Annotated in this window: 14 protein-coding genes and 1 pseudogene; 10 read left to right on the plus strand and 5 right to left on the minus strand. The window is 70.1% G+C overall.

Annotated features, from left to right (window positions below):
* Positions 1 to 8: 8 nt before the first annotated feature.
* The 4 genes from BLT23_RS38355 to BLT23_RS38370 are packed head-to-tail and all read right to left on the minus strand — an operon-like array spanning position 9 to position 3,898.
* Complete coding sequence (locus tag BLT23_RS38355; RefSeq protein ID WP_090060035.1) at positions 9 to 971, minus strand: ferredoxin--NADP reductase; 963 nt, start codon at positions 969 to 971, stop codon at positions 9 to 11.
* On the minus strand, positions 964 to 1,203 hold the full coding sequence (locus BLT23_RS38360) for a hypothetical protein (protein WP_425434452.1): 240 nt from the start codon (positions 1,201 to 1,203) through the stop codon (positions 964 to 966). Before BLT23_RS38360 ends, BLT23_RS38355 begins: the two co-directional genes overlap by 8 nt.
* Entirely contained in the window at positions 1,200 to 2,330 is a 1,131-nt protein-coding gene (locus BLT23_RS38365; RefSeq protein WP_090060037.1) for a 3-ketosteroid-9-alpha-monooxygenase, oxygenase component, read from the minus strand. Before BLT23_RS38365 ends, BLT23_RS38360 begins: the two co-directional genes overlap by 4 nt.
* A complete protein-coding gene (locus tag BLT23_RS38370; protein ID WP_090060040.1) occupies positions 2,327 to 3,898 on the minus strand; it encodes an FAD-dependent oxidoreductase in 1,572 nt (523 codons plus the stop codon). Before BLT23_RS38370 ends, BLT23_RS38365 begins: the two co-directional genes overlap by 4 nt.
* Before the next feature lie 114 nt (positions 3,899 to 4,012).
* Here BLT23_RS38370 and BLT23_RS38375 point away from each other — a divergent pair, with 114 nt between their 5' ends.
* From BLT23_RS38375 to hsaB, 8 genes are read left to right on the plus strand one after another with little or no spacing between them, the layout of a single operon-like run.
* The gene (locus BLT23_RS38375; RefSeq protein ID WP_090060042.1) at positions 4,013 to 5,467 is read left to right on the plus strand and encodes an FAD-binding protein; all 1,455 of its coding nucleotides are present in this window, start codon (positions 4,013 to 4,015) and stop codon (positions 5,465 to 5,467) included.
* Positions 5,461 to 6,231, plus strand: a complete 771-nt coding sequence (locus BLT23_RS38380; protein WP_090060044.1) for a 2-keto-4-pentenoate hydratase — start codon at positions 5,461 to 5,463, stop codon at positions 6,229 to 6,231. The genes BLT23_RS38375 and BLT23_RS38380 overlap by 7 nt, the downstream gene beginning before the upstream one ends.
* Position 6,232: 1 nt before the next feature.
* Positions 6,233 to 7,126, plus strand: coding sequence for an acetaldehyde dehydrogenase (acetylating) (locus BLT23_RS38385; RefSeq protein WP_090060085.1), 894 nt, complete (start codon positions 6,233 to 6,235; stop codon positions 7,124 to 7,126).
* The gene (gene dmpG, locus BLT23_RS38390) at positions 7,086 to 8,102 is read left to right on the plus strand and encodes a 4-hydroxy-2-oxovalerate aldolase (RefSeq protein ID WP_090060046.1); all 1,017 of its coding nucleotides are present in this window, start codon (positions 7,086 to 7,088) and stop codon (positions 8,100 to 8,102) included. The genes BLT23_RS38385 and dmpG overlap by 41 nt, the downstream gene beginning before the upstream one ends.
* Positions 8,099 to 9,265, plus strand: a complete 1,167-nt coding sequence (gene hsaA, locus BLT23_RS38395) for a 3-hydroxy-9,10-secoandrosta-1,3,5(10)-triene-9,17-dione monooxygenase oxygenase subunit (RefSeq protein ID WP_090060048.1) — start codon at positions 8,099 to 8,101, stop codon at positions 9,263 to 9,265. The genes dmpG and hsaA overlap by 4 nt, the downstream gene beginning before the upstream one ends.
* Positions 9,266 to 9,276: 11 nt before the next feature.
* A complete protein-coding gene (gene hsaD, locus BLT23_RS38400) occupies positions 9,277 to 10,104 on the plus strand; it encodes a 4,5:9,10-diseco-3-hydroxy-5,9,17-trioxoandrosta-1(10),2-diene-4-oate hydrolase (protein ID WP_090060050.1) in 828 nt (275 codons plus the stop codon).
* Positions 10,104 to 11,006 (plus strand): iron-dependent extradiol dioxygenase HsaC, encoded by a 903-nt coding sequence (gene hsaC, locus BLT23_RS38405; RefSeq protein ID WP_090060053.1) that lies wholly within the window; start codon positions 10,104 to 10,106, stop codon positions 11,004 to 11,006. Before hsaD ends, hsaC begins: the two co-directional genes overlap by 1 nt.
* Entirely contained in the window at positions 10,970 to 11,542 is a 573-nt protein-coding gene (gene hsaB / locus BLT23_RS38410) for a 3-hydroxy-9,10-secoandrosta-1,3,5(10)-triene-9,17-dione monooxygenase reductase subunit (protein WP_281248961.1), read from the plus strand. The genes hsaC and hsaB overlap by 37 nt, the downstream gene beginning before the upstream one ends.
* On the opposite strand, the gene BLT23_RS38415 is transcribed toward hsaB, so the two are convergent.
* Positions 11,528 to 12,343 carry a class I SAM-dependent methyltransferase gene (locus BLT23_RS38415; protein ID WP_090060055.1) on the minus strand — a complete coding sequence of 272 codons (816 nt, stop codon included), beginning with the start codon at positions 12,341 to 12,343 and terminating at the stop codon, positions 11,528 to 11,530. The two genes, hsaB and BLT23_RS38415, sit on opposite strands and share 15 nt — an antisense overlap.
* Positions 12,344 to 12,385: 42 nt before the next feature.
* Between BLT23_RS38415 and BLT23_RS38420 the strand changes: the two genes are divergently transcribed.
* The gene (locus BLT23_RS38420; RefSeq protein ID WP_090060059.1) at positions 12,386 to 12,766 is read left to right on the plus strand and encodes a helix-turn-helix domain-containing protein; all 381 of its coding nucleotides are present in this window, start codon (positions 12,386 to 12,388) and stop codon (positions 12,764 to 12,766) included.
* 73 nt (positions 12,767 to 12,839) lie between these two features.
* Positions 12,840 to 13,088: pseudogene (locus BLT23_RS38425) on the plus strand (IS982 family transposase); the annotation flags it as partial.

Genomic DNA, 13,088 nt, shown 5'->3' on the forward strand with positions numbered 1-13,088 from the left:
AGCACCCCTCACTCGTAGGTGATCTTCACCGTGTCGGTGACCGGGACCGACTGGCACGCCAGCACGATGCCGTCGGCGATGTCCTCGGGGTCGAGCACGTCGTTGTCGAGCATCTTGACCTCGCCCTCGACCAGCCGGCACGCGCACGCGCTGCACGCGCCCTCCCTGCACGAGTACGGCGCGTCGAGCCCTTTGTCCAGCAACAGGTCCAGCAGCTTCGTCCGGGCGGGCCACGGGAACCGGTGCCGCTCGCCGTCCAGCTCGACCTCGACGACCGCGTCCGGCCGGTCGCTCGCCACCGGCTTCACGGAGGCGAACGGGTCGCTGGACAGCGATACGAACTTCTCCACGTGCACCACCGGGACGTCGTGCAACGCCTTACGTGCGGCTTCCATGAACGGCGCCGGTCCGCACACGAACGCTTCGTCACACGGCCGGACGAACGCCCGCAGCCCGTGCGGCAACCCCTGCACCGACTCCAGCCAGTGCACGACGGTGAGCCGTTCCGGATGCTCGCGCGTCAGCGCGTCCAGTTCGCGCGCGAAGATCACCGACGACTCGTCGCGGTTGGCGTAGAACAGGAACACGCTCCCGGAACCCTGATGGAGCACCGCCCTGATGATCGACATGACCGGCGTGATCCCGCTGCCCGCGGCGAAGGCGAGCAGCGAGGAGTCCAGCGACGACGGCGTGAACACCCCGGCCGGTGCCAGCACGTCCAGCTCCATGCCGACCTTCAGGGCGGAACACATCCACGCCGACCCGTAGCCGTCCGGCGTGCGCTTCACGGTGATCTTCAACGGCTCGCCCGGCGCGCTGGACAGGGAGTAGCAGCGCGCCACCTCACCCGCCCGCACGGTCAGGAACTGGCCCGGCCGTGGCGTGAAATCCGCCCCCGACAACACGAACGAGCGTGCGTCCGCGGTCTCCTCGATCACGGCGTCGACCCGCACCCGGTGCACCTCAGCCATCGGCGACCTCCAGCGTCCCGTCCCGCACGGCCTTCTCGATGCTGTCGCGCAACCTCAGGCAGGTCGGCACCAGCGCCGCTCTACGGCCGCACAGTTCCGGGCAGTCGCGGGTGTCGGAGAGCCACTGCACGCTCGTGTGCTGAGGGCTGTTCTTCTTGACGAGAACCAGGTTCCCGCAGTCGCAGACCACCGGCACCATGCCGCCGCGCAGGAACTCGTCGCGCTCGCTCACGTCGCCTGCTCCTGTTGCTGGGCGAGGTTCTCGGCGACCTCCTTCTCCCACACCTCGACGGCGCGGCTCGTGTCGACCTCGAACTCGAAGCGCCGCACCATGTCCTCGGTGACGTCCTCGACGTCGACGTAGAACTGCTCGTACCAGCGCCGGAGCTGGTAGACCGGCCCGTCCTCCTCGCACAGCAACGGGTTGTCGATGCGGGTCTTGTTCTGCCAGATCTCCACGTCCTGGAGGAACCCGACCCCGATGCCGCGGGCGAACTTGGCCGCGATCTTGTCGGCGTGCACGTCGTCGACCCCGGGCAGCTTCTTCACGATCGCGCCCCACTGGAGCTTGAACGACGTCGGCGAGATCGGGTAGTGGCAGTTGATCAGGACCGTCTCGATCTCCAGTCCCTTGTAGTCGTTCCACAGGTAGTCGATCATGTACGACGGCCCGTAGTACGCGGCCTCCGAACGGACCTCGACGTCACCGGTGTAGTTCGAGCCCATCGCGACGTCCGGACGGCCCCGCGTGGTCAGGTACTGCGCGGCGACGTGGCCCTCCATCACGTTCTTGAAGTACGTCGGGAACGCGAAGTGGATGTAGAAGAAGTGGGCCATGTCGACGACGTTGTCGATGATCTCGCGGCAGTTCGCGCCGTCGATCACCACCGAGTCCCACGTCCAGTTGCTCCACTCGTCGGAGAACGCGGCGTCGATGCGCGGGATCGTGACGTGCTCGGGCGGCGGGTTGCCCTGCGGGTCGTTCCAGACGAAGAGCTGCTTGTTCTCCTCCAGCGTGATCCACGACCGCGTGCGTGCCCGCAGCGGAACGCGCTTGGCGTACGGGATGTCGACGCACCGGCCGTTGCCCGCCCAGCGCCAGTCGTGGAACGGGCAGGCGATGGTGTCGCCCTTGACCGTGCCCTGGGTGAGGTCGCCGCCCATGTGCCGGCAGTACCCGTCGAGCACGTTGATCTTGCCGTCGGCGGTCGCGAACACGACGAGCTTGGTGCCGAACGCCTCGACGGCGTGCGGCTTGCCGTCGCGGAAGGTGGAAGCCAGCCCGAGGCAGTGCCAGCCGCGCGCGAACCGCGCCGGAGGTGCCCCGGAGTCGATCGTGCGTACGGCGTCCTGCGTCATGGCGTTCCTCCAGAGATGTCGAGTCCGGCGAGGTACCCGAACGTCATCGCCGGTCCGAGGGTGGCGCCCGCGCCCGCGTAGGAGCGGCCCATGACGGACGCGCTGGTGTTGCCCGCGGCGTAGAGGCCCTCGATGACCGTGCCGTCCTCGCGCAGCACCCGTGCGCGGGTGTCGGTGCGCAGGCCGCCCTTCGTGCCGAGGTCGCCGGGCACGATCTTCACCGCGTAGAACGGCCCGGTGGTCAGCGGCGCCAGGTTGGGGTTCGGCAGGTTCCGGGGATCGCCGTAATAACGGTCGTACGCGCTGTCACCGCGGTGGAAGTCGGCGTCCTTCCCGTCCACGGTCAGGGTGTTGAACCGGCGAACCGTCTCGATGAGCTCCGGCAGGTCCGCCTCCTGGGCGAGTTCGGCGATGGTGGGCGCGGTGAGCACGACGTCCTTCCAGCGCCGGGGGAGCGCACGGCGCGGCGGAACACCGCAGAACGGGTACCGGCCGCGGTAGTCGTGGTCGAAGACCAGCCAGGTTTCACCGGTCATCGCGTTGACCACGTCGATGTACGGCGCGGCCTCGTTGACGAACCGGCGGCCGGTCTTGTCGACGAGGATGCAACCGGGCAGGGAACGCTCCGCCAGCAGGAAGAACGGGCCACGCGGGAGCGGGACGGACGGGCCCCACCAAGCCTCGTCCATCAACGCGACGGACCCGCCCGCCCGCACACCGGCCTCGATGCCGTCACCGGTGTTCGCCCGTGCGCCGACGGTCCACTCCGTGCCGATGCCCTGATGCTGCTTGCGGAGCTGCTCGTTGTGCTCGAAACCGCCCGACGCCAGCACCACGTGGTTCGCCGAGATGATCCGGCCGTCCGCCACGATGCCGGCCACCCGGCCGTTCTCCTGGTGCAGGTCGGTCATCGGGGTGTTCAGCCTGACCTCGACGCCCGCCGCCTTGAGCCCCGCGCGCAGGCCCGCGGTGAGCGCCTGACCCATCGTGAGGCGCCGTCCGGGCAGGAACCGTCGTCCGAAGACCTTGGCGGCGGTGAGCAGGCCGCGCGGGTGGCGGCTGATCAGGTTCAGCCAGCGGTAGTCGGTCTGGGTGATCACGATGCCCGCCGGGGTGGGCACGTACGGGGGTTCGAGGTCCGCGATCTCGTCGCCGAGCAGCTTCGCGTTGAACGGCAGCGGTTCGACGGACCGGCCGCGTGGCTGCCCACCAGGCGCTTCGGGGTAGTAGTCGGCGTAGTCGGTGACCCAGCGGAACCTCAACGGCGTGTGCTTCCGGACGAACGCGAGCATCTCCGGTCCGGCGTCCAGGAACGCCTCCCGCAGCTCCGCCGGGACGTCCGGGGCGATGTGCGCCAGGTAGGTCCTCGCCCGCTCCGGCGAGTCGGGCACGCCGCTCGCGGCGACCACCGCGTTGCCGGGCACCCAGATGCCACCGCCGGACCGCGCCGTCGACCCGCCGTAGCGCCCGGCCTTCTCCACGACCAGGGTCCGCAGGCCGCGCACAGCGGTGCAGAGCGCGGCCGTCATGCCCGCCGCGCCACTGCCGACGACGATCACGTCGTACATCGCACCTCCCGGATGCCGAGACTAGAACAGGTTATAGTTCTGAGCCGGTTTGGCGCTATGGTGTAGGAGTTCCAGCCAAGAAGGCCCACCAAGAACCTGTTTCTGGAGGGGTGTGTGGAGGTCATCGCGGACGTCGTGGTCATCGGTTTCGGCGCGGCGGGCGCGTGCGCCGCCATCGAGGCCGCGGCGACCGGCGCGTCCGTGGTGGTGCTCGACCGGTTCGCCGGAGGCGGCGCGACCGCGTTGTCCGGCGGCGTCGTGTACGCGGGTGGCGGGACGCGGCAGCAGGGGGAGGCCGGAGTCGCCGACTCGGTCGAGGCGATGGAGTCCTACCTGCGCACGGAGGTGCGGGACGCGGTGTCCGAGGCGACGCTGCGCCGGTTCTGCGAGGACAGCGCCTCGATGCTGGCCTGGCTGGAGGAGCAGGGCGTGCCGTTCTCGTCGGCGGTCTGCCCGTTCAAGACGTCCTACCCGACCGACGACTACTACCTGTACCAGTCCGGCAGCGAGGACGCGTGGCCCGACCCGGCCCCGCGCGGGCACCGGACCAAGGCGAAAGGCACGTCCGGCGGGGTCTTCTTCGCGCGGCTGGCCGAATCCGCACGTCGGTCGGGCGCTCGGGTCCTGACGCAGACGCGCGCGGTCGAGTTGGTCGTGGACGGCCGGGTGACGGGTGTGCGGTGCCGCACCTTGACCGGCCTGCCGAAACTGCTGCACGGCCTGCTGTCGAAAGCGGGCGCGAAGCCGTGGCTCTACTACCCGCCGCTCGGCAGGAAGCTGTTCGGGCCGGCGGCCTGGCTGGAACGCTTCAGCCGTCCGCGCACCGTGACCGCCCGGCGAGGCGTGGTCATCGCCGCTGGTGGCTTCATCGCGAACCGGGAGATGGTGCGGGAGCACGCTCCGGCGCACCGCGGCGGTCTCGCGCTGGGCACTCCCGGTGACGACGGCGCCGGAATCCGGCTCGGTGTCGCGGCCGGCGGCAAGACCGCGCGGATGGACAAGGTGTCGGTGTGGCGGTTCGTGACGCCGCCCAGCGCGTTGCAGCGCGGCGTGCTGGTGGACGCCGACGGGCAGCGGTTCGGTGACGCCACCCGGTACGGCGCGGCCATCGGTGACGAGATCGTCCGGCGTGGCGGCAAGGCGTGGCTGCTGGTCGACGACGACATCCTGCGCGTCGCGCGGGCGCAGGTGCGGACTCAGACCGCGCCGTTCCAGCGTTGGCAGGCGCGCTACCTGCTGAACCGCGGCCTGGTGACCGCGCCGACCGTCGAGGAGGTCGCGGACAAGGCCGGAATCGGTGTGCCCGAACCGTTCGGGACGCCGCCCTACTCGTTGATCGACGTGTCGGTGCGCGGCGGGTTCGGCTACCCGTGCCCGATGCTCACGCTCGGCGGGCTCGTCGTCGACGAGGACACCGGTCAGGTGCGCGGAGTCCCCGGTCTCTACGCGGCCGGGCGGTCGGCGGTCGGGCTGTGCTCGGAGTCCTACGTGAGCGGGCTCGCGCTCGCCGACTGCGTCTTCTCCGGTCGCCGGGCAGGACAGCACGTTGTGAAGGAGGACAGGTGCTGACCACGCAGAACAGGGAGGCCGCCGCCGAGCTGCTGAGGACGGCCGAACGCGACCGCGTGCCGATCAAGCCGCTCGTCGAGCTGTTCCCGGAGATCGACGTGGTGGACGCGTACGAGATCCAGCTGCTCAACGTCCGCCACCGCAACCGCGACGTGATCGGCCACAAGGTCGGCCTGTCGTCGCTCGCGATGCAGAAGATGATGGGCGTCGACGAACCCGACTACGGCCACCTGCTCGACGACATGCAGCTGCACGGCACGGCGGACTCGTCGGCGTACCTCTACCCGCGGGTGGAGGTGGAGATCGCGTTCCTGCTCGGCCGCGACCTGCCCGGCGAGGGCTGCACGGTCGAGGACGTGCTGGCCGCCACCGAGTTCGTCGCCCCGGCCATCGAGCTGATCGACAGCCGGATCGAGAACTGGCGGATCGGCCTCCAGGACACCATCGCGGACAACGCGTCGTCGGCCGGGTTCGTGCTGGGCGACGCGCGCGTACGCCCGTCCGAACTGGACATCGGCGCGGTGGTGGCGACCTTGCGGCGCAACGGTGAGGTGGTCGCCGAGGGACGCGGTGACGCCGTGCTCGGCGATCCGGCGGTCGCCGTGGCGTGGCTCGCGCAGAAGGTCGCGGGTTTCGGCGTCCGGCTGCTCGCGGGTGACGTCGTGCTGCCCGGCTCGTGCACCCGCGCGATCGACGCCGGGCCGGGAGACGAGTTCCACGCCGAGTTCACCGGGCTCGGTTCCGTCGATCTGAAGTTCGAGTGAGGTGACTCGGGTGAAGGCCGCCATCGTCGGCTCCGGCAACATCGGCACCGACCTGCTCCACAAGCTCCTGCGCTCGCCGGTGCTGGAACCGCGCTGGATGGTGGGCGTCGACCCGGCCAGCGAGGGCCTGCGACGGGCGGCGTCACTGGGCCTGGAGGTCTCGGTCGACGGCGCGGAGTGGTTGCTGCGCCAAGACGAGCTGCCGGACATCGTGTTCGAGGCGACGTCCGCGGCCGTGCACCGGGCGAACGCGCCGCGCTACGCGGAGGCGGGCATCCGGGCGATCGACCTGACGCCGGCGGCGGTCGGGCCGTACGTCGTGCCGCCGGTGAACCTCCGCGAGCACCGGGACGCACCCAACATCAACCTGATCACGTGCGGCGGGCAGGCCACGATCCCGATGGTGCACGCGGTGTCGCGGGTCGTCCCCGTGTCGTACGCGGAGATCGTCGCGAGCGTGGCCTCCGTGTCGGCGGGGCCGGGCACGCGCGCCAACATCGACGAGTTCACCCGCACGACCAGCCACGGCATCGAGACGATCGGGGGAGCGGGCCGCGGCAAGGCGATCATCGTCCTCAACCCGGCCGACCCGCCGATGATCATGCGCGACACGGTCTTCTGCGCGATCCCCTCCGACGCCGACCCGGACGCGATCACCCGCTCGATCGCCCGGATGGAGACCGAGATCCAGACCTACGTCCCCGGCTATCGGCTGCTGCGCGAGCCGCAGTACGACGCCGGCCGGGTGGCGATCTTCGCGGAGGTCGCGGGAGCGGGCGACTTCCTGCCGCCCTACGCAGGGAACCTCGACGTCATGACGGCCGCCGCGACCAAGGTGGGGGAGGAGATCGCCCGTGCCGCAACGACTTCGGCTGACCGACACGTCACTGCGTGACGGCTCGCACCACAAACGGCACCAGTTCACCGCCGACGACGTGCGTTCGATCGTCGGCGCGCTCGACGACGCCGGAGTGCCGGTGATCGAGGTGACGCACGGCGACGGCCTCGGCGGCTCGTCGTTCACCTACGGCTTCAGCCACACACCGGAGCAGGAGCTGATCAAAGTCGCGGCCGAGACCGCCCAACGGGCCAAGATCGCCGTGCTGATGCTGCCGGGCGTCGGCGTGAAGGAAGACATTCTGGTGTCGCAGGACAACGGCGCCGCGATCGTCCGGATCGCCATCCACTGCACCGAAGCCGACGTGTCCGTGCAGCACTTCGAGCTGGCCCGCGCTCGCGGACTGGAGACCGTCGGGTTCCTGATGATGGCGCACTCGCAGCCACCCGAGGCGTTGGCGAAGCAGGCGCGGATCATGGCCGACGCGGGCTGCCAGTGCGTCTACGTCGTCGACTCGGCCGGGGCCCTTGTCCTGGAACAGGTCTCGGACCGGGTGGCGGCGCTCGTCGCGGAACTGGGCGATGACGCGCAAGTCGGGTTCCACGGCCACGAGAACCTGGGGCTGAGCGTGGCGAACTCCGTCGCCGCGGCACGGGCCGGGGCGAAGCAGATCGACGGCAGCGTGCGCGGGTTCGGGGCGGGCGCGGGGAACACGCCGCTGGAGGCGTTCGTCGGCGTCTGCGACAAGCTCGGCTTCGAGACCGGCGTCGACTTCTTCAAGATCGTGGACGCGGCCGAGGACGTCGTCCGGCCCGTCATGCCCGACGAGTGCCTGCTCGACCGGATGGCACTGATGATGGGCTACGCGGGCGTCTACTCCAGCTTCCTCAAACACGCGTACACGCAGGCGGAGCGCTACGGCGTGTCCGGCGCGCAGATCCTCGTCCGCGCGGGTGAGCGCAAGCTCGTCGGTGGCCAGGAGGACCAGCTGATCGACATCGCACTGGAGCTGAGCAGGGAGAAGGTCCGATGAGCGAGGAGATCCTCGGCCGCGTGCGGGAGCTGCTGCCTGCTCTTGCCGAACGCGCGCCCGAGGCGGAGGAGCTGCGCAAGGTGCCGCCGGAGTCGGTGAAGGCGTTGCAGGAGGCCGGGTTCTTCCGGATGCTGCAACCGGAGCGGTACGGCGGTTTCGAGTCGCACCCGCTCGACTTCTACACCGCCGTCAGGATGATCGCGAGCGCGTGCGGCTCGACGGGTTGGGTCGCGTCGGTGCTGGGCGTGCACCCGTGGCACGTCGGGCTGTTCGACGTGCGCGCACAGGACGAGGTGTTCGGCGACGACCACGACACCCGGATCTCCTCCTCGTACGCGCCGACCGGCCGTGCGACCCCGGTCGAGGGCGGGTTCCGGTTCAGCGGCAAGTGGAGCTTCTCGTCCGGCTGCGACCACGCCACGTGGGTGCTGCTCGGCGGCCTGGTGATGAACGACGAGGGCAAACCCGTCGACTTCCGCACGTTCCTGCTGCCGATCGCCGACTACACGATCAACGACGTCTGGGACACGGTCGGCCTGCGCGGCACCGGCAGCAACGACATCTTGGTGCAGGACGTGTTCGTGCCGGAGCACCGGACGCTCAGCATGGCGCACACCGCCCGCTGCAAGTGCCCCGGCCAGGAGGTCAACCCCGGCCCGTTGTTCCGCATGCCGTACGGGACGGTCCACCCGTACGCCGTCACGGCGCCGATGATCGGCATGGCCACCGGCGCCTACGACCTGCACGTCGGCGCGACGCGCGAACGCGTCCGTGCCGCGTACCTGGGGGAGAAGTCGGTCGACGACCCGTTCGCCCAGGTGCGGATCGCCATCGCGGCCAACGACATCGACACCGCGTGGTGGCAGCTGGAGAAGGACATCACCGACGAGTGGGAGCACGCCGTCGCCGGTACGAAGATCCCGGTCGACCTGCGCCTGCGGGCCCGCCGCAACCAGGTGCTGGGCAGCGGGCGGGCGCTCGGGGCGATCGACCGGCTCTTCGAGAGCGCGGGCGGCAAAGCGATCAACCAGGACCTGCCGCTGCCCCGGTTCTGGCGTGACGCGCACGCCGCACGCGTGCACGCGGCCAACGATCCGGAACGCGTTCTGGTGCTGTACGGCAAGCACGAGCTCGGCATCCAGGTCCGCGACGGTCTGTTCTGAGGGGAGCGCGGATGAAGGTCCGGTTGCACTACCACGAAGAAGGGCCTGGCAACGAAGCAGGCGCGGACAACGCCGAGACGCTGGTCCTGCTGCACGGCGGCGGGCCCGGCGCGTCGGCGCTGAGCAACTTCCGCGCGAACATCCCGGTGTTCGCCAAGTCGTTCCGGGTGCTCGCGGTCGACCTGCCCGGCTACGGCCGGTCCGACAAACCCGCGGAGCACGACCAGTACTTCTCGTTCGCCTCACGGGCGGTGAAGGACCTGCTCGACGACCTGGAGGTCGAACGGGCGCACATCCTCGGCAACTCGCTCGGCGGCGGCACCGCCGTCCGGTTCGCGCTGGACCACGGCACACGGGCGGGACGGCTGGTGCTGATGGGACCGGGTGGCCTGTCGCTCAACGTCTTCTCGCCCGACCCGACCGAGGGCGTCCGCAAGCTCAGCGCGTTCGCCAGGACGCCCACGCGGGAGAAGATCGAGGAGTTCCTGCGGATCATGGTGTTCGACCAGTCGCTGGTCACCGACGAGCTGATCGACGAACGGTTCGAGGCCGCGTCGAAACCGGAGGCGTTGCGCGCGATGGCCGCGCTCGGCAAGTCGTTCTCCGGCCCGGACTTCGAGCTGGGCATGCTCTGGCGCGAGGCGTACAAGCTGCGTCAGCGCGTACTTCTCGTGTGGGGCCGCGAAGACCGCGTCAACCCGCTCGACGGCGCGCTGCTCGCGTTGAAGCTGATCCCGCGTGCGCGGCTGCACGTGTTCGGCGGGTGCGGGCACTGGGCGCAGCTGGAGAAGTTCGACGAGTTCAACCGGCTCGCCCTCGACTTCCTGAGTGAGGCGTGATGGGGATTCGTTCGCTGGGATACCTCCGCATCGAGGCCACCGACGTGGCCGCGTGGCGCGAGTTCGCGTTGAAGGTCCTCGGCATGGTCGAGGGCAAGGGTTCCACCCCCGGTGCCCTGTACCTGCGGATGGACGACTTCCCGGCCCGGCTCGTGATCGTGCCGGGCGCGGCGGACCGGTTGCAGGCGTCCGGCTGGGAGGCCGCCACCGAGGCCGAGCTGGACGAGGTCGCGAAACGCCTCGCTTCGGCCGGTGTCGCGTACGTCGAGGGCACCGCCGAGGAGCTGGCGGAACGCCGGGTGACCGGCCTGATCCGGTTCGACGACCCGTCCGGCAACACCCTGGAGGTCTTCCACGGTGCCGCGTTGCAGCACCGGCGGGTCGTGTCGCCGTACGGGCACCGGTTCGTGACGGAGGAGCAGGGACTCGGGCACGTCGTGCTGTCCACTTCGGACGACGAGGCCGCGTTGCACTTCTACCGCGACGTGCTCGGCTTCCGGCTGCGCGACTCGATGCGCCTGCCGCCGCAGTTCGTCGGCAGGCCCGAAGACGGCCCGCCCGCGTGGCTGCGGTTCTTCGGCTGCAACCCGCGCCACCACAGCCTCGCGTTCCTGCCGATGCCGACACCGAGCGGCATCGTGCACCTGATGGTCGAGGTCTCGGACACCGACGACGTGGGCTTGACGCTCGACCGCGCGCTGCGCCGCAAGGTGCCGATGTCGGCGACGCTCGGCAGGCACGTGAACGACCTGATGCTGTCGTTCTACATGAAGACACCCGGCGGCTTCGACGTCGAGTTCGGCTGCGAGGGACGGCAGGTGTCCGACGACGAGTGGATCGCACGCGAGAGCACGGCGGTGAGCCTGTGGGGACACGACTTCAGCGTGGGCGTCCAGAAGTAGCGGCCCGCTACCGATCCGTCCTCGGTCACTTCTGCACCGGGGTGACCGTGGTGACCGGCATGTCACCGGAAGGGCCCGTCGGGTTCGCCTGCCAGGCGTTCGCGGCGCTGTCGCTCGACCCGCCGCTGGTGCTGTTCTGTCCACAACGGACCTCGGGCAGCTGGGCGGCGATGGCGCCGTCCGGCGCGTTCTGCGTGAACGTGCTGGCCGACGACCAGAGGGAAGTGTCGGCGGTGTTCGGCAGGTCGGGCGCCGACAAGTTCGCCGGGGTGTCGTGGACCCCGTCGGGCACCGGCGCCCCGGTGCTCGACGGAGCCCTCACGTGGGTCGACTGCCGGGTCACGACCGTCCACGACGCAGGCGACCACCACCTGGTCATCGGCTCGGTCGAGGAACTGGGCCCGGTGCGCGACGCGCAGCCGCTGCTGTTCTACCGCGGCCGCTACGCCGTGCACGCCGAACTGGACCCGCGCGGCTGGTCCGGCGAGGTGCTGGACAACCTGATGACGTGGCAGCGCCAGTCAGAGTGGAGCTGACGCGGTGACCTTCCAGATCCCGCCCGGCATCCGCACGACACCGTCACCGATGAACGGGTCGAACACACCGCGCACCTCGGCGAGAATCCGCTCCCGGTCGGCTTCGCCGGCTTTCCGCAGCGCGAGACCGACCGGCCCGAGGCGGGTCAGGTACGGCTCGAGCATCTCCTCCGGCATGGTGCCGACCACGTCCACCGCGGTGAGCTCGACACCACCCCACCCGGCCCGTTCCAGGACGTCGCGGGTCTTGGCGGGGTCGGCCAGCGAGTACGGCCCAGGCCCGTTCGGGTCCGGCGCCGGCATGTCCGTGAGGTACGGCGCCGCGGCCTGGGAGGCGGCGCTCATGAAGGGGCTCTCCTCGGCCGACCGCCACGCGAGGAAGCACAGGTCGGCACCGGGCGCGGCCGCGTCCGCCAGGTTGCGGAAGGCGGCGACCGGGTCCGCGAAGAACATCACCCCGAACCGGCTCACGACCAGGTCGAACCCCTTCTCGAACGGGTGCACCTGCGCATCGGCCAGCAGGAACTCCGCCCCGCCCCGCGCCTTGGCCCCCGTGATCATGGACTCGGCGATGTCGACACCGAGGCAGTGCGCCCCCGTGGCGGCGGCGATCGCCCTGGCCACGGCACCCGTGCCGCACCCGACGTCGAGCACCCGTTCACGCGGCCGTTCCCGGGCGACCTGCACGAGAATCTCCTCGTACGGCCGCAGCACCAGGTCCACGATGTCCTGCGCGGCCACCCAGCCCTGTCCCGCCGCGTTCCACCCGGCGGCCTGCTCGCTGTTCACCTCTGCTGTCATGCTCGTACCGTCCTGCTTCAAGTCGGCTTGAGGTCAAGTGTCGTGGACGAACTCGGAATCGGCGAGGTGGTGCGCCGCTCCGGCGTGCCCGCTTCCACACTCCGCTACTACGAAGAGCGCGGCCTGATCGCACCCGTGCGGCGCCAGGGTCTGACGCGCGTGTTCGCCTCGACCGTGCTCGAACAGCTGGCGTTGATCGCGGTCTGCCGCACCGCCGGGTTCTCGCTCGACGAGATCGCGCTGATGTTCTCGCCGGACGGCCGCCCGTCGCCGGACCGCGCGATGCTGGCGGCCAAGGCCGACGAGCTGGACGCGACGATCACACAGCTCGTCCGGATGCGGGACGACCTGCGGCACGCGGCGGCGTGCCCGGCACCGACACACCTGGAGTGCCCGTCGTTCCGCCGCGTCCTCGGGATCTAGATGATTGATTCCGTTTGGCTCTTGAGCTGAAGGCGGTCCTGAGACGCAGGAGGAGGGTGTCAAGATCAGGTTTGTGACGACCGATCTGGACACCCTCCTGACTGCACTTTACGTGTTCTGCGATGACCACCTGACACCACCCGAACGCAGACGTCCCGGCCGGCGCAAGAAGCTCTCCGACGCGGAGTTGCTGTGCCTGGCCGTGGCCCAGGTACTGCTCGGCTTCCCGTCGCAGCACCACTGGCTGCGTTTCGCCTACGGCAGGCTCGGGCACCTGTTCCCGTACCTGCCGCACCAGCCCGGCTACCACAAGCGCCTGACC

The organism is Lentzea fradiae (genome assembly GCF_900100955.1).
Taxonomy (GTDB): domain Bacteria; phylum Actinomycetota; class Actinomycetes; order Mycobacteriales; family Pseudonocardiaceae; genus Lentzea; species Lentzea fradiae.